Source organism: Paenibacillus aurantiacus, from assembly GCF_042431225.1.
GTDB classification, from domain to species: Bacteria; Bacillota; Bacilli; order Paenibacillales; family Paenibacillaceae; genus Paenibacillus_Z; species Paenibacillus_Z aurantiacus.
Genome location: NZ_JBHMDO010000022.1, coordinates 372,782 through 394,007, shown reverse-complemented (window position 1 = coordinate 394,007; position 21,226 = coordinate 372,782). Strand labels below are relative to the sequence as shown.

The window sequence follows — 21,226 nt, the reverse complement described above, 5'->3', positions numbered from 1 at the left end:
CAGCCGCTGCCTTAGCATGGAGCCATAGGCTCGTCCGATACGGACGCGCGCGCCGCGTGCCAATCCGCCGCCCGCGCCATGCGAGCCGCGAAGGAGATCCCATGCTTATTGAGTTCTATTATGATTTATTCTGCCCTTGGTGCCGTATCGGCTACCACAATCTCACGGGCGCGATCGACCGCTGGCACGCGCAAGGCGGCGAGCCGGTCCGCCTCACGTACCGCGCCTATCAGCTTGATCCCAAGCTTCCGCCGGAAGGCATGCCTTTCCGCCATGCGGCGCACGGCGAGGCGGCGCAGGCGCTAAGCCAGGTCGCGGCAGCCGGTGCGGCCGCGGGCTTATCGCTGCGCTTCGACCTCATGACACGGATGCCGAATACGCGTCTGGCACATCGGTTCGTCGCGCTGCTGCCAGAGCCGCTCAAGCCCAAGGCCATCGACGCCTTGTTCCGAGCCGTCTTCGAGGAAGGCCGCGACATTGCGGCAATCGGGGAGATCGAGGCGATCGCCGCGTTGGCTGAAGCTGAGGCAGCCGACGTGCTGGAGGCGCTGAAGCGCGGGGAAGGCGAAGATATCGTCGCCGCGGACATGACTAGGGCAGCTCGGCTCGGTATCCAAGGCGGTCCCCTGTTTATCTTCGGCGGCCGCTTCGCGCTGTCCGGCGCCTACCCGCCGGTCAAGCTGGTCCAAGCAATCAGCCGGGCTGCGCAAGCCTGAAGCCGGTCCCAGTCGTATGGGATTCATAAGAGGGACGAGGGGCACCCATCGGCTGCCCCTCGATTGCGAATCGCCACCCATGCGGCACACCTATAGCTTGGATGCAGCCCACGATTGCCGTCACAAGGCGTGGTCCCTACCGCTGCTTTCGATTGCCCCGGAACAGCCGGTAGCCTTTGCGCACGCCATCCATCATCCATTCCGGTATCGGGAACGGCAGTTTGGAGAGATACGGCACGTATACGCGGTGATAGGCATTCTTCAAGTCGTCCCACATCCGGCAGGGCTCCGTCTTCAGAAAATCGGAGACGTCGACGACGATGCCGCGTCCCTCGTGCTGCATGACATTCTTGCCGTGGACGTCGTGCGGGTAGAGCCCCTTGCTTCTCGCGTAGTCGAGCGCCTCGTCGATATCGGCGATGACGCGCGGCGCGATCCGCGTGCAGTCGAGCATGCACTGGTACAGCGTCTTGCCCCGCAGCCGCTTGAGCACCAGGTAGCGGTGGCCGCCCGCTTCGGCGGACAGCTTGCAGCTGGCAAACGCAGGATGTTCCCCGAGCCGGCGGTATACCTCCGTCTCCGCTTCGAATCCTTCGCGCCCCGGCGCGTACACCTTCACGACCCAGTCGGCAAGCTTCGGATGCGTAAAGACGCCCGCGTAGTTACCCGCGCCCAACCGGATCCACGACGAAGGCTGCTTGCGTACGACGATCGGCTCTGTCGGATTAACGCTAGCCAGTTCCAGCTCCGGCAGCAAGTCCCGCTCGATGAACCGCTTCAGCTCCTCCCCATCTGCCGCATCGTCGTGCCCTTTCATCATATCCCGATCCCGATCGGTCTTATCGTGCGCCTCGAACCGATCGCCACGATCCCACTCGGGCTTATTGGGACTTACGCCACTCCGACCCTGATCTTCGCCATTCTTCTCTCGTTCCCAATCGCGTTTCTCGCTCACTTGACGGTGCGCTCCTTCTGTTATCCTGCCTCCATTGTAAGGGGCTTCCAGTCAAAAAGAAAGACCGCCGGCGCCCGGTCTAATGCCCGCCGCCAACGATCCGAAGTCCCGCCACGCCCGCGATAATCATCGCGATAAATAACAATTTCCGCCGATCACGCGATTCGCCGAACAGCATCATGCCAAGCAGCACGCTCCCCGCCGAGCCAATCCCGGTCCACACGCCGTATGCCGTGCTGATCGGAATCTCTCGCAGCGCCAGCGACAAGAAATAGAAGCTGAAAATCCCCGACACGATCGCCCCGGCCGTCCCTTTCCACTTCCTAAAGCCCTCCGACAGCTTCATGAACGTCACGCCGCTCATCTCGCTTAGTCCGGACAGCAGCAAAAACACCCACGCCATCTCGATCCCTTCCTTATCCTCTATTCGCGAACGCGCACCGTTCTGCGCCGTCGTCCATCCATAGCGCTCCCCGGCACTGTAATCATCCCGGCAGGCTCACTCTCCTCGCGTCACTTCACGTCCAAAGCCTTATAGATCAGCCTGCCCGCCGCTTTCCCGGGCGCTTGCCGGCTTCGTCGCTTCCTCGCCCGACGGCTTGTCGTCATCCGAAATGAGCTTAATGCCAATAATGCCGCCCACCAGCAGCGCGACGAAAAAGATGCGCAGCGCATCCGCCGGCTCGCCCAGCACGAGCATGCCGATAATGGCCGTGCCCGCCGTGCCAATGCCGGTATAGACCGCGTATGCGGTGCCGATCTCCAGCATGCGCATCGCCTTGGCGAACAAATAGAAGCTGATTGCAAGCGTAATGACAGTAAGCGCGCTCGGAATCGGCTTCGTGAATCCTTCCGATGCCCGCAGGCCGTAGGCCCAGCCAATCTCGAACAAGCCGCCGATAAATACGTAAATCCAACCCATCGTAATCCTCCTTATCCTCCACGAGGCAACCGCGGGAGTCCCTCGCACTCGCAAAGTCTCTCCGCCGCAGTGCAACCCCGCCTTCTTCCGCACTCTCCTCGCCGCGCATAGCGGGCCGTATTCGAGGGCGAGCCGTCGCTGTCAACCGTTCCTGAACGCCAGCGCTTACCTGCCCAATAAAGCGTTCCGGAACCATGCCCAGAGCATCTGCTGCCGCTCCCGGTAGACCGCCTCTTCATAGGCTTCCTGCTCCACGATCAAGCCGTCGACAAGGCCGTAGAACAGCGCCGTAAGCGTTCGTACGTCGCCCGCCTCCGCCGTCCCTTCCTTCAAGCAGGCCCGGAACAGCGCGGCCAGCCGTTCATCGAGGAATTGCTCGTACGCCGCGAAATCCGAGCGGATCCGGTCGCGCAGATGCCGCGGCGGCACCATGATCGCCCGCTTCAGGAACGATTGCGCCTTCGTCGCGTCCGCATCGCTGAAGAACCCGAATGCGGCGCGCACCCTCTCGATCGGCGCAATTCCCTCCGTATTCGCGACCAAAGCCGCGAAGCGGCCCCGCTCCTCTTCGATCACGTCCGTCAGCAGCGACAAGAACAGCTGCTCCTTCGATTCGAAATGCGCGTAGATCGACGGCGTCTTGATGCCGACGAGCTTCGCGATCTCCGACAACGACGCGCCCTCGTATCCCGACTCGGTAAACAGCGTCATCGCCGCTTGCTTGATTCTGTTAGCCGTCATGCGAATCCCCCATATTAACGCTTGTGTGCCAATCCGCCGTTCATTGGCAGCCCCCTAGGCCTATCGCAACGCCCGGCGAATCTGCCTAACGATCGTTAGTCTCACATGATTGTAACGTCGCAGTCCCCCCCTGTCAACGTCCGAGCCCTGCCGCACTTCCGGCGCGTCAGGGCAAAATCGCACAAACTTTTGTCCGCTCTCCCCGTTTGACCACCGCGCTTGGCATGCTATAATAAAAACATAACTTAAAGGCCATGCTACCCTAAGGTACAACCTCTTATTCCGATATGAGGTTGTACCTTTTTTGCCATATAGGAGAGTATAAGTTTCACGCTTATACTTCAGCCTCTATGTCACCGGAACGAAACTCGCGCGCGCCGCTAAAAGACGGCCACAGCCGTTTCGCCTCGCGTCATCGCATAGGCCCCACCGAACCGATTAGGAGCGTGAATAGACATGCAGCTCGAAGCCATTTACCACCGTCCGAAACAAAACTGGTCGTACGCCTACGACCGCGAGACGATCCACGTCCGCATCCGTACGAAGCGAGGCGACATGGATCGCGTCGTTGCCGTCGCCGGCGACAAATACGCTTGGGACACGACCGTCCGCAAAGTGCCGATGCGCATTTTCGCCTCGGATGAGCTGTTCGATTACTGGGAAGCAGCCGTGAAGCCGCCTTATCGCCGTCTGCGCTATTTCTTCCAACTGGAGAAAGGCACGAAGAAGCTGTGGATGACCGAGAAAGGATTCGAGAAGAACCAGCCGGCCCATTCGCTCGAGGCGTTCGACTATCCGTTCATCAACCCGATCGACGTGTTCGAGCCGCCAGCATGGGTGAAGGACGCCGTCTTCTATCAAATCTTCCCGGAACGCTTCGCCAACGGCGATCCGTCCAACGATCCGGCGAACGTCGAGCCGTGGGGCGGCAAGCCGACGCCGAGCAATTTCTTCGGCGGCGACCTGCAAGGGGTTATCGATCATCTCGATTACCTGTCCGACCTCGGCATTAACGCGATCTACTTCTGTCCGATCTTCGAGGCGACGACGAATCACAAATACGATACGCAGGATTACATGCGCGTCGACAAGCATTTCGGCACCAACGAGAAGGTGAAGGAACTCGTCGATGCGTGCCACAAGCGCGGCATCCGCGTCCTTCTCGACGCCGTCTTCAACCATGCGGGCGCGACGTTCGGTCCGTTCCTCGACGTGAAAGAGAAAGGCGCGCAGTCGGAATACGCCGACTGGTTCTACGTGCGCGACTGGCCGCTGCGCGTCGAGAATGGCATTCCGACGTACGACACGTTCGCGTTCGAGCCGATCATGCCGAAGCTGAACACGGAGAACGAAGACGTGAAGAAGTACCTGCTCGGCGCGGCGAAATACTGGATCGAGGAGATCGGCATCGACGGCTGGCGCCTGGACGTCGCCAATGAGGTCGACCACCAGTTCTGGCGCGAATTCCGTCAGACAGTCAAATCCGTTAATAAGGATGCGTACATTCTCGGCGAGATCTGGCACGACTCCATGATGTGGCTGCAGGGCGACCAGTTCGACGCGGTCATGAACTACCCGTTCACGAACGCGGTGCTCGATTACGCCGCTTACGGCAAAATCGACGGCGCCGGCTTCGCCAATGCGATCGGCAAGCAGCTGGGCGCGTATCCGCAACAAGTCGGCGAAGTGGCGTTCAACCTGCTAGACAGCCATGACACGGCTCGCCTGCTGACGCTGTGCAGCGGCGACGAGCGCCGGATGAAGCTGGCTGCGCTGTTCCAGCTCACCTACCCGGGCACGCCGTGCATCTACTACGGCGACGAGGTCGGCATGACCGGCGGCCACGATCCGGACTGCCGCAAATGCATGGTGTGGGATGAGGCCGATCAGAACGGCGAGCTGCTCCGCTTCTACCGCACGCTCATTGCGCTGCGCAAGGATCACCAGTCGCTCCGCTCCATGGATATCCGCTTCCTGCACGCGGAAGCGCGCGATGCGGCCATCGTCTACGAGCGCATAGGCGAAGCGGCATCCGACCGCTTCATCATCGCGATGAACGCGGGCGGCCGCTCCCGTACGGTCAAGGCTGCAGCGCAGACCGGCACATGGCGCAACGCCTTCACGGGCGAGACCGTGAGCGTAGTTAACAAAGAAGTGACGCTCTCGCTGCCGGAATACGGCTTCACCGTTCTGCAGCTGCTGGACGCTTAGATAGCCGTAACCTCTACCCGCGCTTATGTCTGTGGAAGGACTTGACCCCCACTGAAGCTTTGTCCGTCAGGACAAAAGCGTGCCCCGCTCAAGCCTAACCGCCGACCACAACCCACGTAGTCAGCACGAAGAGGGAGTCCAGAGGTAAACGTTTTCCGAATGGAAAACGACTTCGAAAGCATATGCAAAGTCCTCTGGTTCCCCTCAGCGGAGGGGGAAGGGGGAGGGAGCAACCAAAGCGGGCTCAAAAGGGCGCAGCCCCTCTAACCTGACAGTATAAGGACAGCCCCGGGCATTCCAATTGCCTGGGGCTGTCCTTATTTATTACTCCCCTCCCATTTCTTCAGTCCCGAAATATTGGTATAATGAAGAATAATGGCGAATTATGTAAAAGTCTTATGGGATAAGGGAGAGGGATATGAAAAAGCTGACGACTTGGGGTCTGCTCTGTCTCATTGTTATGCTCGGGCTGTCCGTCCCCGCGGAAGCCGCAACCAAGGCGGTATCCGCGTACGACAAGCTTGTCGCGACTTACACCAAGAAGAGCCGGTATTCGACCTTGCAGACCGAAGGCTCGCTCACGTACAACGTGTTCGTTTATCCGATCGGCAAAGAGACGAACATCAAGACCAAGCCCGCCACATGCCCCGCGCAAGGCACCAACCTGTACATGAACCAGTACCGCATCGCGTATTTCAAGAAAGGCGCGTCGAAGGCCGAAATCATCGATCCCGGCAGCTTCCCGCTGACAGGCAAGTATTCGTTCGTGTACACGATCAAGGCTAAGCCGAACCTGCTTGTCTTCTCGACTTGCGAGAGCGGTCCGGTCTCCAGCTACAACATCTTCACAATGGTGAACGGCAAGCTGAAGAAGGTGCTTGGACTTAGCTACGGCATTAGCCACGCCATCCGTCCGACCGGCGTCGACGGCCAGTTCCAGAACGTCGAATACACCGAGAATACGAAGGAGTACGCCTTCGTCACCTATCGTCTGGACAAGACCAAGAGCCGATTCGCGCCGATTGCCGCCTTTAAGCTGGCGGGCGAGAAGGGTTATGCCGCTTATACATATTGGAAGAACAATCCGAAGGCCATTATCGATGAATCCTACATGGACCGAGTAACGGCAACCGAGTAGGGAGCCCCAGCTCCTCCGACGCAAGACGAAGACGCCTCCCAGCTGGCATTCGCCACCGGGAGGCGTCTTCTTGATTGCGCAGGCGGCGCGGAGATTACTGCTTGAAGCCGGAATGATACTTGTCCGGACTGGACGACTCATCCTTCGTATGCGTCTTGCGGCGCTCGTCCTTCACCCCGATGTTCAGCTCTTCGACCGGGATCGGATCGACGTTGCGCTCGCTCTCCCACATGTCGAACAAACTCGGGTTATCGGTCGGATACTGCTCTGGATGGTCGCGTCGCCCTGTCCCCGCTGCCGCCTCGACGTCTCTCTTCTGCGCTTGGATATCCTCCTCGTTCCGATTCGATTTCGTCATGGTGTCCGTCTCCTTTCGCTTATATGTCAAATGGATGTACCAGCTCATGATCCTTCGCCCCTATCTGAAGCGTTATCGTCCTCTCCTCAGCGAACGCCGCGTTAGCCCCTTCCTTCTCTTATAAAGGTATTGTCCGCATCCTGAAACATGCCTGTGGCGCTTGGCCCGCTCGGCGAACGGTCCGCGCGCAAACAAAAAAGTCCCCCGAATCCGCGGCAGCCGCCAATTCGGGGGACTTATCTTCCAGAGCATGACCGCTCGCCGATCAAGTTTCTCTCTAATGCAGCACGACCGTGCTGTAAGCCGGCAGCACGAGCGCGGCGCCGTCCAGCGTGGCGCCTTCCTTGCTCTGCTTCGCGATCTCCGCGAACTCGCCTTCGGTCAATTGGACCTTCTGCTCGGTGCCGCTCATGTTATGCACGACAAGCACCTGATCGTCCGCCGTGACGCGGAGGTACGAGCCGATCTGCGGATTGTCGATCTTGTATTCCTTGATGCCGCCGTTACGAAGCGCCGGCAGCTCCTTGCGCCATGCGATGAGCTCTTTGTAGAAGGCGAGCAGCGAGTTCTCGTCCTTCAGCTGCGTCTCGACGTTCGCGCCTTCCTTCCAGTAGCGGGAAGCCTCCCACTTCGTCTGGCCTTCGCCGCCTTCCTTCGCCGCGTACCACGGCATCGGCTCGCGAATCGCTTCGTCGGGCTTCATCCCCTGCATGCCGATTTCCTCGCCATAGTAGATGAACGGGTTGCCCGGCAGCGTGAACTGCAGCGCCGCGGCCATTTTGGCATGGTCGAGGTTGCCCTTCAGCACGCTCATCGCCCGGTTCTGGTCGTGGTTGGCCAGGAACGTCGCGTCGACGAACGTGCCGCCCGACGATTGCTCGTACATGCCGTACACCCGATCGAGCGAGAACGCCACGTCGGGGTTCGTCTCGGTGTCGGCCGCGGAGAGCAGCTTCGTCGCCAAGTCGAAGTTGAAGCCGGAGTCGAGCGCTTTATCCAAATACGGCGCGACGATAACCGGAGAATCCCATACTTCGCCTACGAGATAAGCGTCCTTCTTTTTCTCGTTCAAGCCTGCGCGGAATTCTTGCCACCACGCCTGGTTTTTCTTCTGGACGTCCGGCGTATTGATCGTCGATTTGAAGTCGCCATAGATATGTTTGGCCGCGTCCAGACGGAAGCCGTCAAGTCCTTGGTCGAGCCAGAACTGGCCGGCCTTGATCATCTCCGCCCGCACCGCCGGCTCGTCGAAGTTCAGATCCGGCATGCCTTCCCAGAAGACGCCCAGGTACTTGTAGCCGCCGGAGGAATGCCACGGGTTGCCGCCTGTCGCGCCGTCGCCTGGCAATTGCCCGGAAGCGTCCTTGAACGTGTACCAGCTGCGGTACTTGCTGTTCGGATCGGCCGCGGCTTCCTTGAACCACGGGTGCTCTTTGCTCGTGTGATTGACGACCAGGTCCATGATGACCTTGATGCCGCGCTTGTGCGCTTCGTCCAGCATCTTCTTCATATCGTCCATCGTGCCATATTGCGGGTTGACGCTATAGTAGTCCGTCACATCATAGCCGTGATAGCTCGGCGAAGCGTTGATCGGCATCAGCCAAATGCCTTCCACGCCGAGGTCCTTCAAGTAATCCAGCTTCTGCGTCACGCCGTTCAAATCGCCGATGCCATCGCCGTTCGTATCGTAGAACGAGCGGACGAACAGTTCGTACCAGACGGTCGACGGCTGCTCGTCGATCGAAGCCGTCTTCACCGCAGCTTGACCGTTCTTCGCCGCATTCTGGCCTGTATTCGCGCTCTCGCTTGCCTGATTGCCGTCTCCGGCGTTACCCGCGTTGTTATTCGACGTACAGCCGACCGCCGCAAGAAGCAGGGCTGCGCCAAGCGCAGCCCCGATCCAAGCGCGTGCGGAAGTGCCTTTCACGCGCATATGAAGATCATCCTTTCGATGCCCCTGCCGTAAGTCCTTGAACGAGGAACTTCTGCAGGAAGGCGAACAGAATCATGATCGGAATGGCGATGAGCACCGCGCCGGCGGCGAACATCGTGAAGTTCGAATTCTGGAAGTTGGCGACCATATCCCACATGCCGACCGCGAGCGTCCAGTTCTCTTTGCTGCGGAGCACGAGGCGGGCGAAGATGAAGTCGACCCATGCGCCGGTGAACGTCGTCAGCGCGATGTACGTCAGCATCGGACGCGACAGCGGCAGCATAATGCGCCAGAAAATCGTAAAGTGGCTCGCGCCGTCGATCCGTGCCGCTTCATCCAAGCTGCGCGGAATCGTGTCGTAGAAGCCTTTGACGATAAAGCCGCCCAGTACGGAACCGGACGAGTACACCAGGATCAGCGCCGTGTGCGTATCCAGCAAGTTAAGCTGAAGCAGCAGGATATACACCGCGACCATGCTCATGAAGCTCGGGAACATCCCCAGAATAAGCATCAGAGTAAGAATGTTCTTCCGCCCCTTGAAGCGGAAGCGCGACAGCGCGTACATGCTGATCGTCGTCAAGAGCGTCGAGAGAATCATCGTGACGGTCGCGATCTTCAGCGTGTTCAAGTACCACGTACCGTATTGGAAGCTCGGGTTCGTGAACAATTCCCGGAAGTGATCGAACGTCGGATTCTCAGGGAAGAACGTCGGCGCGAACAGCGAGCTGCCCGGACGCAGGGAGGAGAAAAGCACCCACACCGCCGGATACAGCGCGCACACCGCCAAGAACAAAATGATGATATAGGACAACGTTAAGCGGAAGACGCCGCGAGATTTCTGGCTCATTGAATCATGTCCTCCTCTTTGTACGATTTGGAACGGCGGTAGCTCCAGATGGACAGGGATGCCACGACCAGGAAGATAATAATCCCGATTGCCGATGCCATGTTGAATTTGCTCTGGTTGAGCGTCAGCTTATACAGCCACGTGACGAGCAGGTCCGTTGCGCCCGCGTATTGATAGTCGCCTTTGACCGGATCGCCGTTCGTCAGCAAGAAAATAACGTTGAAGTTGTTGATGTTGCCCGCAAACTGCATAATCAATACCGGTGCCGTCGCAAAAAGAACGAACGGCAGCGTGATAATGCGCAGCTTCTGGAACGGCGTCGCGCCGTCCACGTCGGCCGCCTCGTACAGGTCTTTCGGAATCGCGGTCAAGACGCCCAGGATGAGCACCATGGAGACCGGAATACCGACCCACATGTTGACGAGAATGACGGTGACTTTCGCCCAGAATGGATCCGTCAGCCACGGCAGACCGCCAAGACCGAAGTAGCCGAGGTATTGATTAATCGGACCGAACTGGCCGTTGAACAAGTTGCGCATGACCAGGAGCGAGATCAGCTGCGGAATCGCGTAAGGCACGATGAAGATCGTGCGCCACAGCCCTTTGAACTTAATATCCTTCTGGTCGATCAGAAGCGCGACGAGCAAGCCGCCGAAGTACGTCGTAACCGTAGCGATAATCGCCCAGATGACCGTCCAGGTGAAGACGCCGTAGAACGTGTGGCTCCACGTCTTCAGTCTGATTAAATCGATGAACGTCTGGAATCCGACCCAATCGACAAGCTTAGCCGGCGGAATGTGGTTAGGAGCCGAGTAGTTTGTAAATGCCAGCAGGATCGCCATGATGATCGGCATGATCGTCAAGAACAGAATCGAGATGCCCGGCAGCGTCAAGAGCAGCTGCGGGAACCGCTTATCGAGCGTGAAATGCATAGTGTCCTTGAACGATGCGGGAGTGCCGCCGTCATCGCGGTGCTTACCGGTTCGGTACGCATCCCTGACGTTGGAAATATAAATCCAAATAAAAATACCTAGAATGAGCAAGACGATCAAGCCGTTGATGAGCAGTTGGATCGAGTGATCCGCCACCGGGACCATTTTGCCCCCGATTTTCTCCATATGAAGCGGTTTGTCGCCCAATGTAACGACGCCCCAGATCGCTTCCCCAAGACGCGGCAGAAAATACAGTAAGCCCGCGGCTTCGACGAGCAGCAGGAGAAGTCCCTTCAAGAACTGGCGGTTGTAGAGTTGTCCGAGTCCCATGGACAGGACGGATAATACCGTTGCCGTGTTACGATGCCTATGCATCCCTCCCAGCTCCTTTCCCGTTGTTGTCAGTTTTCTCTTTATGTCACGTCACCCGCCCCTCGAGAACGAGGGGCGGGCAGCGTGTTATTTAGTATGGTTGTCAGCGGAACGGACGGATTAGCTACCTTGTGCAGCGTTCGCGTCTTGGATTTGCTTCACCGCGTTATCAAGCGATGTTTTCGGATCTTTGCCCTCGTTCCAGATGTCGGAGAGCGCCGCGCCGATTGGCGTCCAGACGTTGCCCATCTCTGGGATGGATGGCATTGGCTGCGAGTTCTTGAACTGCTCGACGAATGCTTTGATCAGCTCATCGCCGGAAACCGCCGGGTCCGAAGAAGCTTCGTTGTTCGCAGGGATCGCGCCGGTCAGTTTGAAGTCGGCAAGTTGCGCTTCCTTCGTCGAAGCGTAACGCGCGAACAGTTTCGCTGCGTTCGGGTATTTCGTGAACGTGTTGACATACCAAGCTTTAACGCCCGAGAACGAGACGGATTGCTTGCCGTTGATGCTAGGGATTGGCGCAGCGCCAAAGTTGATGCCGGATTTCTTCAGGTCGCCGATCGCCCAAGGACCGTCGATGTTCATCGCAAGCGTTCCGCCTGTGAACAGACCTTTCTTGATGTCGTAGTTCACGTCGCCGGATTTCAGCGGCAGCACTTCGTCTTTCAGCGTTTTGAAGTATGTAGCGCCTTCAACTGCGCCAGCGTTGTTCAGGCCGATGTCGGCTTTGTCTTGACCGCCGCCGCCGAACACATAACCGCCCGTAGTAGCCAGGAACGGATAGCTGAAGTAGAAGTTGCCGATATCCCACATGAACGCGTATTTATTCGCTTTTGGATCGTTGAACGTTTTCGCGAATGCTTTCACTTCGTCGAACGTTGTCGGAGGCGTCGCGATCAGATCTTTGTTGTAGAACATCGCGTATGTCTCGACCGAGCGAGGGTAGCCGTAGAGCACACCGTCATAGGTAACGGCCGATACCGCATTCTCGGCGTTCTCGGCTTTCGCTTGCTCTGCGTACGTATCGTTCGGCAGAACCAGACCTGCGGATACCGCGCGGCCGAGGTTGTCGTGCGGGAACAATACGACGTCAGCGCCGATGCCCGCAGGGCCGTCTGTCGTCAGCTTCGTGACTTGGTCGCCCGCGCCAACTTCTTCAATGCGCACGTCAACGTTATATTTTTCTTTAAATTCTTTTGCCATTTGCTCTACGAAAGGACGCTCTTCTTTCGCTTCCCATACGAGCAGCGACGCGCCTTCTTCCGGTACGAGCTCCGCAGCCGTCTCTCCGCCCGCATTGTTCGTGCCGCCCGCGTTCGTTCCTTCGTTCGTCGTGCCAGCGTTGGTGCCCGTGTTGTTCGTACCTTCGTTGTTCGTACCGCCGCATGCAGCCAGCGTCAGCGACATGGCCAGCACGCTGACCAGAGCGATGCCTTTTTTCATTGAAGAAACCCCTTTCGAATGCTGTTCTCTTTGGCCCGGCGCGCATGCGCCGGAAAGTTGCTTGTCTCCCTAGGCCGCCTCATGTCTTAAGGCTTCCTCCGTAGCGTCCCCGAAAAACTGCCGAACCATTACACAATTTACAAATCTGCCGATTGGAGGACACCGGGGGAATAAACCTCGGTTAAGTGGCAGATCGTAAAGAGGATAAAAGCTCTACCGCAGCAGGCCTCGGAACATGCACAAGCTGTGCAAACGTTTGTGCATTTTTCGACAAAAAAGTCTTCGGAAATCGTTTTCAGCGAGAAACCTATGGAAGAAAGCGTTTTACCGATGCTGTTATCATACAACACGCACTCGTTTTTGGGAAAACGTTTGCACGTATCGTCTGGGCGAAAAATCTCGGAACGTTCTTTGAAATGCTTCGTTTTCCTCTCTTTTTCGAAGAAAATCACAATTTTGCATGAAAGTCGCTGCAGCCATTTTCACTATTTACATCTTCTTCATGCTCGTTTAACATAAATATATTAGAGGACTACCTTGTGCACACGTTTGCACTAACGGGGGATTAATACTATGGTAACCATCAAAGATGTGGCTAAAATCGCAGGCGTCTCGCCTTCCACCGTCTCCAGGGTCGTCTCGGGCAACCCGAGAATCAGCACGGAGACGGCGCGCAAGGTTAAAGAGATCATGGACGAGCTTGGCTATCATCCGAACATAATGGCCAAGAGCCTTGTGTCGAAAACGACCCAGACGCTCGGCATTCTGCTTCCTCGGCCGGCTGAAGAGTTGTTTTTGAACTTCTTCTTCGGCGAGCTCATCCGAGGGATCGTGACGCAAGCGACGAAAGCCGGCTATGACATGCTCATGACGACGGTCACGTCGGATCATGACGAACTGGAGACGATTTCGCGCCTGGTGCGCGGAGGCCGCGTCGACGGTTTGATTTTGCTCTCCTCCCGCAAGAACGACCCCGTCATCGAGTTTCTGAAGCAGCATAACTTTCCATTCGTGCTAATCGGCCGAAGCGAAGAGTTTCCGGACATCATATCTATAGACAACAACAACGTGCAGGCCGCCTACGAAGCAACGAACCATTTCGTCGCGCAAGGGCACGAGCGGATCGGCTTCGTCAGCGGCCCGCCGAATCTGGTCGTCTCGCAAGACCGGCAGATCGGCTACTTGCAGGCGCTTAAAGAAGCCGGCCTCGAGAGCCGGCTGGAGTGGATCGTCGAAGGTGACGTTCTGCAGGAGAGCGGCTTCCGGGCGATGTCCTTCTTCATGAGCCTGCCCGAGCGCCCGACCGCGCTCGTCGTGTTCGACGACTTGCTCGCCTTCGGCGTCCTGCGCGGATTGACCGAGCTTGGCTACAGCGTTCCAGGCGACATGAGCCTGGTCAGCTTCAACAACATCCCGCTCTCGGAGCTGGCTTCGACGCCGATCAGCTCGATCGACATCGGCACGTACCAGCTGGGCTACACCGCGACGCACTCGCTGCTGCGCGCCGTCCATGACGAGCCGCTGCCGCAGAACCAAATCGTCATTCCGCACCGGCTGATCGTGCGCGAATCTTCCATTCAACCTAATACCAGAAGGACGTGAGTTCTGTTGATTAACGACAAACCTTACCTGATCGACGCGATTACGGGCAATTCCCGCTTCCTCGCTTCTCTCGGCAATACCGGCCGCATGTACCGTCTATGGTGGCCGAACATCGACTTCCCGCAGCATGTGGACAAAATTCGCAGCGGCCTGTTCTTCGAGAACGGGCTGGGCGGCACGTCGTGGTTCGATGAGCCGGACTACGGCTGGACGCACGAAGCGGCCTACGTGCAAGACACGAATATTTTCCGCGTGACGGCGAGCCACCGCTCGCTGCCGGTAACGGCGGTCACGGTCGATTATGCCGTACCGGGCGAAGATTTTCACGTGCGCGATTATACGTTCACGAACACGGGCGACGAGCCGGTTTCGTTCCAGTTCATGTTCTACTCGTCATTCAACATCACCGAGAACAAGCTATACAACACCGTCTTCTTCGATGAAGAGGCTGACGCGATCGTCCATTACCGTCACCGGTATTTTTTTTCAATCGGTAGTTCAAACGTTTGCACAGGTTTCCAGGCGGGCTTCGCGTGGGAAGCGGCCGACACCGGCGCGCTGCGCGGCAGCGTGATCGAAATGACGACCGACGGCAGCCTCAGCTGGAAAGTAGCAGATCTGGCGCCGGGCGCTTCGGTTACCATTCCGGTCTATATCGCGGCAGGCAACGACCGCTTCGAATCGCTCGCGGCGCTTGCGAAAGCGAAATCCAAGCCTTCCAACGAGTGGTTCGCCGAGACCTCGCAATATTGGCATGAATTCGTCGCCGCGGCCACGCCTTGCCCGACCGACGACCCGGAGATCAAAGACCTGTACGTCCGTTCCCTGCTCATGTTCAAGCTGATGTCCGACGAGAAGACGGGCAGCATCGTCGCGGCGCCGGAGTTCGACGAGAACTTCACCCGTTGCGGCGGCTATTCCTACTGCTGGGGACGCGACGCGGCGTTCATCACGACCGCGCTGGACAAAGCGGGCCTCGGCAGCCTGACCGACCGGTTCTACGATTGGGCGCTCACCGCGCAGGATCCGGACGGCTCCTGGCAGCAGCGCCACTTCCACGACGGCAGCCTGGCGCCATCCTGGGGGATCCAGCTGGACGAAGGCGCATCGCTGATCTGGGGCATGTGGGAGCATTATAAGCATACCGGTTCCCGCGACTTCGCCGATCGCGTATGGCCGGCGGTCGCCAAGGGCGCCGCGTTCCTCGTCACGACCCTCGATCCGGAGACGGGCCTTCCGCGTCCGAGCCGCGATCTGTGGGAAGAGCGCGAGGCGGAACACACGTATTCGGCCGCTGCCGTATTCGGCGGGCTGAGCGCTGCGGCGTCGTTCGCGGAACTCCAAGGCAAGGCTGATCTCGCCTCCGAATGGTCGGCTGCGGCGAGCCAGGTGTCGGCCGGACTTTCCGATCACGGCTTCAATGAAGCACGCGACAGCTTCTACCGCGCGCTTAAACTCACCGTCTATCCGCACGTGTACCACGAGGCGGCCGAGCGCGGCGAGCAAGTGTTCACGAAGACGACCGCTAAAGGCTACGTGACGCATCATGTGCAGCACGATCCGGTCATCGACATCAGCCTTCTCGGCATCTCCGTGCCATTCGGCGCCGTGGCGCCGGAAGATGCGCGGATGCAGAAGACGGCCGACGTCGTGGAGCGCGAGCTGACGATGCCGGGCGTAGGCGGCATCAAGCGCTACGAGGATGACACGTACGCGGGCGGCAACCCTTGGGTGCTGACGACGCTCTGGCTGGCCCACTACCGGATCGCGAACGGCCAATACGACGAAGCAAAGAAACATCTGCGCTGGGCGATGGACCACCGCACGCATACCGGCCTGCTGCCGGAGCAAGTGGACAAAGCGACGGGCGAGACCGCTTGGGTCGTGCCGCTCACCTGGTCGCACGCGATGTTCGTGCTGACGATCTTCATGCTGGCCGAGAAAGGGAGATTGTAAAAAGGCTTCGCCCTTACCCTCGCCCCTTCCCCCTCCAGCGCAATGCTGTCAGGTTAAGGGGAAACGTTCGGGTGAAATATGCGCGCGCCTGCAATGAAGGATGTATTCGTCGCTATTTGCAGGCGCGGATGGCCTGCGGACGAGCAATAACGACAGTGGCGTCGTTATTGCAGGCGCGGATGGCTTAAGCAGTCTCCTCCACCGTCTTGACGGGCTTAACCTGACGGCATTGCCCTCCAGCGGAGGGGAACCAAAGGACTTCGCCCTCTGGACACCCTCTTCGCGGGGATGCGTTTGTTCGCGGTGGGCGGGTTGCTTCGAACTGGGCACGCTTTTGTCCGGGCGGACAAAGCTTCAGCGGGTTCTAATGTCAGTATCGAAGACATCAGTCTATCACCCATCCGACCTTCGCTTTCGTCCGCTTTGGGGGACACGCTTTACGTTTTGATTCAACAACAAGCAAGCCTGCAAGGTGCAGCGCGGCTATACGCCGCCTGCCCTTGCAGGCTTTTTTAGGTTCGTTGGAGTAGAACGCCCATGAACTGCGCCCGGTTCGAGACGCCGTATTTGCGGTAGATCGCGCCGACGTGCTTCTTGACCGTGACGACGCTGACGAAAACCGAGCCGGCAATCTCCGCGAGCGTCCTCCCCTCTGCCAACAACAGCGCCACTTGCCGTTCCCGCTCCGTGAGCGGCTCTTGCGGGGCCGGCAGGGCGAAGGGCCCGTTCGCCGGCTCCGCGGCCGCGGCCTCAGCGCGGGAGACGGCGACCCGCTCGGCAGGGAGGCCGATCATGCGGGAAGCATAGCGAACGAACTCCTCTCCCGCGAGCCGCAGCTCGTAGACATCCGCCAGCCCATGCTCCGCCCCGTAAGCCCCATGCCGGGCATCGGCTACCTTCTCGAACCCGACGCTGCGATGGCTGTCTGTATAGAACGCCAGCGGAGGCGGCGACGCGGCAATCGTCGTGTAGGCGTACAGGCAGTCAAGCAGCATCCGGAAAGACGCGTGGCGCAGTCCGTCATCCGCCAGTTCCGCCACGTCGATCGTGCGGATGAAGGCGCTCCGCCCGTTATACAACTCTTCCAGATCGCCGGACGTCCTCGACTTCATGTAAGCGGCGGTAAAGGGACTGCCGCGCAGCAGGCTCTCCGTTGCCGGCGAGATCGGCCAGATGATGGCCAATCCCGTGGCTTCGCCCGTCTCCGTCAGCAGCAGCTTGCGGACCGCTCGCGGATCACGCAGCTCCTCTGCGCCGATGCCCGCAAGGCGCAGCACGCTTTGCTCGGCCGACAGCGCATAGCGGAACACGCCGCCGCTTGCCGGATCGGCGCAGGCGACCGCTTGCGCCGCCGCGCCTTCGCGCCGGCGTTCGAGATAGGCGGCGGCCAGCGGCAGCAGACGCTCTTCGAGGTCCACCCAGCGGTAAGTGGAAGACTCTCCCGCATGATAATGCGCCCGCAGGATCGGGTGCTCCGCATAATAGAGCAGCTCCGACATCGCTTCTCCGCTGCGGCCCGCCGCGCCCTCGCCTCCGCTTCCGCGTTCGCGCAGCACTTCCAATACGTAGGCGGCCGCACGCACCCTCGCTTCCTCATATTGCAGGGGAGTCGTCCGCTTGTACAAGGCGCGCAGCGCTTCCTTCAGCTGCGGCTGGATCGTCCAGCCGCAGCTTGCGCGCTCCGCCGCCCAGCTTCCCGTCAGCCGCTCGAAGGCGAACCATCCGATCTGCCGCCCCATCGCGGCGGACAAGCTTTCCCGCTGGAACGAGCGCATCAGCGCGGCGTTCATCAACCCTTCGCGCGTCTCTTCGTCCGGCAGTTCGGCCATCCATTCCTGCACGGCCCGCTCCAGCAGCTCGGCGGCTCCCGCCGGAGGATCGGCCTCGCCGTGCCGGAGCGTGCTCTCCGCGGCGAGCGCCATCGTAAGCGGATGGCCCCTGGACGCGAGCCAAAGCCGTTCGCCGCGTTCCCCGCTCAGCCCGAGCCGCTGCGCGAATAGCCGAACGTCGCCTTCTGACAGGTTGCGAAGCGTAAGCGTACCTAATAATCGCCCCCATCCCGGCTCCCGCGCGAACAACCGGATCGGCTGTCTGCTGGCCGACACTACGAGCAGACGCGCCGGCAGGCGGGGAAGCATCGTATCGCGGAGCCACCGATCCAATGCACCTCCCGCTTCATAAGAGTCGATCGCCAGCAAGACCGCAGCCGCGCGCGCGTCCTCTTCGCACAGCTTCGCGAGCAGCGCCAGCGCCCGCTCCATGAGCGCTTCCGTTCCGACGCTTCGGGCTTCGGCCAGGCCGCGCCGCGCCGCGTCCTCCGGCAGCGCCGCTTCCAGCGCCCGCAGCAGCTGCCGCAGCCAATCGTCCGCCACGGCGTGCTCTCCGGCATCGGCGCGAAGCCAGCGCGCGCCTTCGGCCTCCGCGACCGTCCGCCACGCGGCGAGCAGACGCGTCTTGCCCATGCCGGCCGCGCCGGTCACGTTCAGCATGCGCAAGCCGCCGAGGTCGTTCCCGCCGCGCAAGAATGCCCGGAATGCGTCTGTTTCGCGCTGGCGGCCGACCAGCAGCCGCGTCTCCCAGTCCGCCAACGAATCCCCCCACGTCAACGCCTTGCCGCTTTCTCCTCGCATGCCATCACCTTCTACCGGATTTTCGTCACAGTATACTACAGACCGATACCGGCGTGTAGTCTTTTCGATACTAGGGTACACTGCCCGGCCCGCCCCCGCGGCCTGTATGCTAGAGGGAACCCGCCATTAGCTTACGAACGAACGGAGGATCTGCGATCATGCATTCCCTTTATACTGAATTTCTGGCCGGCGACGCCGCAGCCCTTGAACGGCTGAAGACGCCCGGGCCGCTCAGCGGCTCCGAAATCCTGCTGCGCTCGCTCCTGCTCGAAGGCGTGGAATGCGTCTTCGGTTATCCGGGCGGCGCGGTGCTCTATATCTATGACGCGATGCATGGCAATGAGCAGTTCCGCCATGTGCTAGCGCGGCATGAGCAAGGCGCCATCCACGCCGCGGACGGTTATGCGCGAGCCAGCGGCCGCACCGGCGTCTGTCTGGCCACGTCTGGCCCGGGCGCAGCCAATCTGGTGACCGGCATCGCCACCGCTTACATGGACTCGGTCCCGCTCGTCGTGATTACGGGCAACGTCCCGACCGACCAGATCGGGACCGACGCGTTCCAAGAAGCCGATATCGTCGGCATGACGATGCCGGTCACCAAACACAGCTTCTTCGTCCGTCAGGCCTCGGATATCGCGGCAACCGTGCGCAAAGCCTTCCGTCTCGCATCCACCGGACGCAAAGGCCCCGTGCTGATCGATATCCCGAAGGATGTCTCCGCACAGGTGGCGCACTTCGTCTTCCCCGATGAGGTCGATCTCCCAGGCTACCGCTTGCCCGGGGAACCGGACGGCGCGACGGTCGAGGCGATTGCCGCCAAGCTCGCCGAAGCGCGCCGCCCCGTCATTCTCGCCGGCGGCGGCATCGTGCACGGCGAGGCGTCGGAGGCGCTGGCCGCCTTCGCCGAAGCGGCCGGCATTCCAGTCGTCACGACGCTGATGGGGCTCGGCGGCCTCCCGGCCAGCCACCCGTGCTGGATCGGCTTCCCCGGCATGCATGGCAGCGTCGCCGCCAACCGCGCGCTGATCGCGACAGACTGTCTGCTCGCGCTCGGCGCCCGCTTCGACGACCGCGTCACGATGAAGCTGTCCGGCTTCGCGCCCGACGCCGCCATCATCCACGTCGATATCGACGCGGCGGAGATCGGCAAAATCCTCCCTGCGCGGCTATCGGTCCAAGCCGACGTTAGCGCCGTGCTCGCCATGCTGCTTCGCCATAGCGACAGCTTCTCCCCCGCTGCCTACGAGCCCTGGCTGGCGAGCCTTCGGCAGCTGAACGAGGAAGAGCCGCTCCGCTACGACGACGATGACCCTGCTCGACTGAAGCCTCAATTCGTCGTGGGGCTGATCAACCGCACCGAAGCCGACAGGCGAATCGTCACGACCGACGTCGGCCAGCATCAGATGTGGGCCGCGCAATTCTGCGCGTACGAGCATCCGCGCTCCTTCCTGACCTCCGGCGGGTTGGGCACGATGGGCTTCGGACTGCCCTCCGCGATCGGCGCGCAGATCGCACGGCCGGACGCGCTCGTCGTCTCCGTCAACGGCGACGGCGGCATCCAGATGTGCGCCCAGGAGCTGGCCGTCTGCAGCCTCCACCGCCTCCCGATCAAGATCGTCGTGCTCAACAACCGCACGCTCGGCATGATCCGTCAATGGCAGGAAGTCATCTACGAAGGCCGCCACAGCCACATCGATCTGTCCGGCAGCCCCGATTTCGTGAAGCTTGCGGAGGCTTACGGCGTCAAGGGCTATCGCGCCTCGGACAAGGCGCAAGCCGAGCGCGTCTGGCAGGAGGCGCTCGCCCACGACGGCCCCGTCCTGCTCGACTTCTGGATCGACCCGGAGGAGCTTGTGCTGCCGATGATCCGAGCAGGCGGTTCGCTGACGGATATGATTACCGAGGTGCCCGGCATCCTCGAACCGAAAGGAGGGAAGACGCCATGAATCCCGCTCCGCTATCCACGGGCCAACCCCCGGATCGGCGGCATGCGGAGGACGGCATGCTGTTCTCCCTGCTCGCCGTCGACAGTCCAGGCGTCCTGCAGCGCGTCTGCACGCTATTAAGCCGCCGGGGCATCAACATCGACAGCATCGCGGTCGGCGGCAGCGAACGCCGCGGCTTCGCCCGCATCACGCTGCAGACCGCCCAGGGCGTCCATGCCTCGGCCGGCCAGATCGCGTATCAGCTCGATAAGCTGATCGACGTGCTGGACATCGCGCAGCTTCCTTCCCAAGACGCCATCCAGCGGGAACTCGCGCTCATTCGCCTGGAAGCCTGCGAAGAATCGATATCGCGCGTTCAGGAACTTAGCGCCTGCGGGTGCTGCGAGCTCGTCTCCGTATCCCCAGCCGCGCTTCTGCTCCAGACGTCCGGCGAACCTCGGCGCATCGACGAGCTACTTCAGAAGCTAACCCCCCATGTCCGGCAAGTTACCCGCAGCGGCATGATTGCCGCCCTCCCCGAATAA

At 60.2% G+C, this 21,226-nt stretch carries 18 protein-coding genes; 8 read left to right on the top strand and 10 right to left on the bottom strand.

Annotation, left to right across the window (positions count from 1 at the left end; all coding sequences use genetic code 11):
- Positions 1–101: 101 nt before the first annotated feature.
- The gene (locus tag ACFFSY_RS13285) at positions 102–716 is read left to right on the top strand and encodes a DsbA family protein (protein ID WP_377494611.1); all 615 of its coding nucleotides are present in this window, start codon (positions 102–104) and stop codon (positions 714–716) included.
- Positions 717–852: 136 nt separating this feature from the next.
- Here ACFFSY_RS13285 and ACFFSY_RS13280 read toward each other — a convergent pair whose 3' ends face one another.
- From ACFFSY_RS13280 to ACFFSY_RS13265, 4 genes are all read right to left on the bottom strand, one after another.
- A complete protein-coding gene (locus ACFFSY_RS13280; protein WP_377494609.1) occupies positions 853–1,671 on the bottom strand; it encodes a serine/threonine-protein kinase in 819 nt (272 codons plus the stop codon).
- A gap of 79 nt (positions 1,672–1,750) precedes the next feature.
- Positions 1,751–2,074 carry a DMT family transporter gene (locus tag ACFFSY_RS13275; protein WP_377494607.1) on the bottom strand — a complete coding sequence of 108 codons (324 nt, stop codon included), beginning with the start codon at positions 2,072–2,074 and terminating at the stop codon, positions 1,751–1,753.
- A gap of 129 nt (positions 2,075–2,203) precedes the next feature.
- Complete coding sequence (locus ACFFSY_RS13270) at positions 2,204–2,593, bottom strand: DMT family transporter (protein ID WP_377494605.1); 390 nt, start codon at positions 2,591–2,593, stop codon at positions 2,204–2,206.
- Positions 2,594–2,758: 165 nt separating this feature from the next.
- The gene (locus ACFFSY_RS13265) at positions 2,759–3,334 is read right to left on the bottom strand and encodes a TetR/AcrR family transcriptional regulator (protein ID WP_377494603.1); all 576 of its coding nucleotides are present in this window, start codon (positions 3,332–3,334) and stop codon (positions 2,759–2,761) included.
- Between the two features lie 456 nt (positions 3,335–3,790).
- Between ACFFSY_RS13265 and ACFFSY_RS13260 the strand changes: the two genes are divergently transcribed.
- Both ACFFSY_RS13260 and ACFFSY_RS13255 read left to right on the top strand, forming a co-directional pair.
- Positions 3,791–5,545, top strand: coding sequence for an alpha-glycosidase (locus ACFFSY_RS13260; protein ID WP_377494601.1), 1,755 nt, complete (start codon positions 3,791–3,793; stop codon positions 5,543–5,545).
- A gap of 418 nt (positions 5,546–5,963) precedes the next feature.
- Positions 5,964–6,683 carry a hypothetical protein gene (locus ACFFSY_RS13255; protein WP_377494599.1) on the top strand — a complete coding sequence of 240 codons (720 nt, stop codon included), beginning with the start codon at positions 5,964–5,966 and terminating at the stop codon, positions 6,681–6,683.
- A gap of 94 nt (positions 6,684–6,777) precedes the next feature.
- Here the strand turns inward: ACFFSY_RS13255 and ACFFSY_RS13250 are convergent, their stop codons facing one another.
- From ACFFSY_RS13250 to ACFFSY_RS13230, 5 genes are all read right to left on the bottom strand, one after another.
- Positions 6,778–7,041 carry a YczO family protein gene (locus tag ACFFSY_RS13250; RefSeq protein ID WP_377494597.1) on the bottom strand — a complete coding sequence of 88 codons (264 nt, stop codon included), beginning with the start codon at positions 7,039–7,041 and terminating at the stop codon, positions 6,778–6,780.
- A 277-nt stretch (positions 7,042–7,318) separates the two neighbouring features.
- A complete protein-coding gene (locus tag ACFFSY_RS13245) occupies positions 7,319–8,974 on the bottom strand; it encodes an alpha-amylase family glycosyl hydrolase (RefSeq protein WP_377494595.1) in 1,656 nt (551 codons plus the stop codon).
- 7 nt (positions 8,975–8,981) lie between these two features.
- A complete protein-coding gene (locus ACFFSY_RS13240; protein WP_377494593.1) occupies positions 8,982–9,821 on the bottom strand; it encodes a sugar ABC transporter permease in 840 nt (279 codons plus the stop codon).
- Complete coding sequence (locus ACFFSY_RS13235) at positions 9,818–11,128, bottom strand: carbohydrate ABC transporter permease (protein WP_377494591.1); 1,311 nt, start codon at positions 11,126–11,128, stop codon at positions 9,818–9,820. Before ACFFSY_RS13235 ends, ACFFSY_RS13240 begins: the two co-directional genes overlap by 4 nt.
- Positions 11,129–11,245: 117 nt before the next feature.
- Positions 11,246–12,568, bottom strand: a complete 1,323-nt coding sequence (locus tag ACFFSY_RS13230; RefSeq protein ID WP_377494589.1) for a sugar ABC transporter substrate-binding protein — start codon at positions 12,566–12,568, stop codon at positions 11,246–11,248.
- Between the two features lie 185 nt (positions 12,569–12,753).
- Between ACFFSY_RS13230 and ACFFSY_RS13225 the strand changes: the two genes are divergently transcribed.
- The 3 genes from ACFFSY_RS13225 (at position 12,754) to ACFFSY_RS13215 (ending at position 16,126) form a co-directional block, all read left to right on the top strand.
- Positions 12,754–13,032 (top strand): hypothetical protein, encoded by a 279-nt coding sequence (locus ACFFSY_RS13225; protein WP_377494587.1) that lies wholly within the window; start codon positions 12,754–12,756, stop codon positions 13,030–13,032.
- A gap of 109 nt (positions 13,033–13,141) precedes the next feature.
- Positions 13,142–14,170 carry a LacI family DNA-binding transcriptional regulator gene (locus tag ACFFSY_RS13220; protein ID WP_377494585.1) on the top strand — a complete coding sequence of 343 codons (1,029 nt, stop codon included), beginning with the start codon at positions 13,142–13,144 and terminating at the stop codon, positions 14,168–14,170.
- Between the two features lie 6 nt (positions 14,171–14,176).
- A complete protein-coding gene (locus tag ACFFSY_RS13215; RefSeq protein WP_377494583.1) occupies positions 14,177–16,126 on the top strand; it encodes a glycoside hydrolase family 15 protein in 1,950 nt (649 codons plus the stop codon).
- 512 nt (positions 16,127–16,638) lie between these two features.
- Here the strand turns inward: ACFFSY_RS13215 and ACFFSY_RS13210 are convergent.
- Complete coding sequence (locus tag ACFFSY_RS13210; protein WP_377494581.1) at positions 16,639–18,756, bottom strand: AAA family ATPase; 2,118 nt, start codon at positions 18,754–18,756, stop codon at positions 16,639–16,641.
- A gap of 158 nt (positions 18,757–18,914) precedes the next feature.
- On the opposite strand from ACFFSY_RS13210, the gene ilvB reads away from it, so the two are divergent.
- Positions 18,915–20,702, top strand: a complete 1,788-nt coding sequence (gene ilvB / locus ACFFSY_RS13205) for a biosynthetic-type acetolactate synthase large subunit (RefSeq protein ID WP_377494579.1) — start codon at positions 18,915–18,917, stop codon at positions 20,700–20,702.
- Entirely contained in the window at positions 20,699–21,226 is a 528-nt protein-coding gene (gene ilvN, locus ACFFSY_RS13200) for an acetolactate synthase small subunit (RefSeq protein ID WP_377494577.1), read from the top strand. Before ilvB ends, ilvN begins: the two co-directional genes overlap by 4 nt.

Bases quoted from the DNA above. Each gene is read 5' to 3' on its own strand.
- ACFFSY_RS13230 (WP_377494589.1), bottom strand. From the start codon at position 12,568: ATGAAAAAAGGCATCGCTCTGGTCAGCGTGCTGGCCATGTCGCTGACG.
- ACFFSY_RS13235 (WP_377494591.1), bottom strand. From the start codon at position 11,128: ATGCATAGGCATCGTAACACGGCAACGGTATTATCCGTCCTGTCCATG.
- ACFFSY_RS13270 (WP_377494605.1), bottom strand. From the start codon at position 2,593: ATGGGTTGGATTTACGTATTTATCGGCGGCTTGTTCGAGATTGGCTGG.
- ACFFSY_RS13245 (WP_377494595.1), bottom strand. From the start codon at position 8,974: ATGCGCGTGAAAGGCACTTCCGCACGCGCTTGGATCGGGGCTGCGCTT.
- ACFFSY_RS13275 (WP_377494607.1), bottom strand. From the start codon at position 2,074: ATGGCGTGGGTGTTTTTGCTGCTGTCCGGACTAAGCGAGATGAGCGGC.
- ACFFSY_RS13255 (WP_377494599.1), top strand. From the start codon at position 5,964: ATGAAAAAGCTGACGACTTGGGGTCTGCTCTGTCTCATTGTTATGCTC.
- ACFFSY_RS13265 (WP_377494603.1), bottom strand. From the start codon at position 3,334: ATGACGGCTAACAGAATCAAGCAAGCGGCGATGACGCTGTTTACCGAG.
- ACFFSY_RS13220 (WP_377494585.1), top strand. From the start codon at position 13,142: ATGGTAACCATCAAAGATGTGGCTAAAATCGCAGGCGTCTCGCCTTCC.
- ACFFSY_RS13285 (WP_377494611.1), top strand. From the start codon at position 102: ATGCTTATTGAGTTCTATTATGATTTATTCTGCCCTTGGTGCCGTATC.
- ACFFSY_RS13260 (WP_377494601.1), top strand. From the start codon at position 3,791: ATGCAGCTCGAAGCCATTTACCACCGTCCGAAACAAAACTGGTCGTAC.
- ilvB (WP_377494579.1), top strand. From the start codon at position 18,915: ATGCATTCCCTTTATACTGAATTTCTGGCCGGCGACGCCGCAGCCCTT.
- ilvN (WP_377494577.1), top strand. From the start codon at position 20,699: ATGAATCCCGCTCCGCTATCCACGGGCCAACCCCCGGATCGGCGGCAT.
- ACFFSY_RS13250 (WP_377494597.1), bottom strand. From the start codon at position 7,041: ATGACGAAATCGAATCGGAACGAGGAGGATATCCAAGCGCAGAAGAGA.
- ACFFSY_RS13240 (WP_377494593.1), bottom strand. From the start codon at position 9,821: ATGAGCCAGAAATCTCGCGGCGTCTTCCGCTTAACGTTGTCCTATATC.
- ACFFSY_RS13210 (WP_377494581.1), bottom strand. From the start codon at position 18,756: ATGCGAGGAGAAAGCGGCAAGGCGTTGACGTGGGGGGATTCGTTGGCG.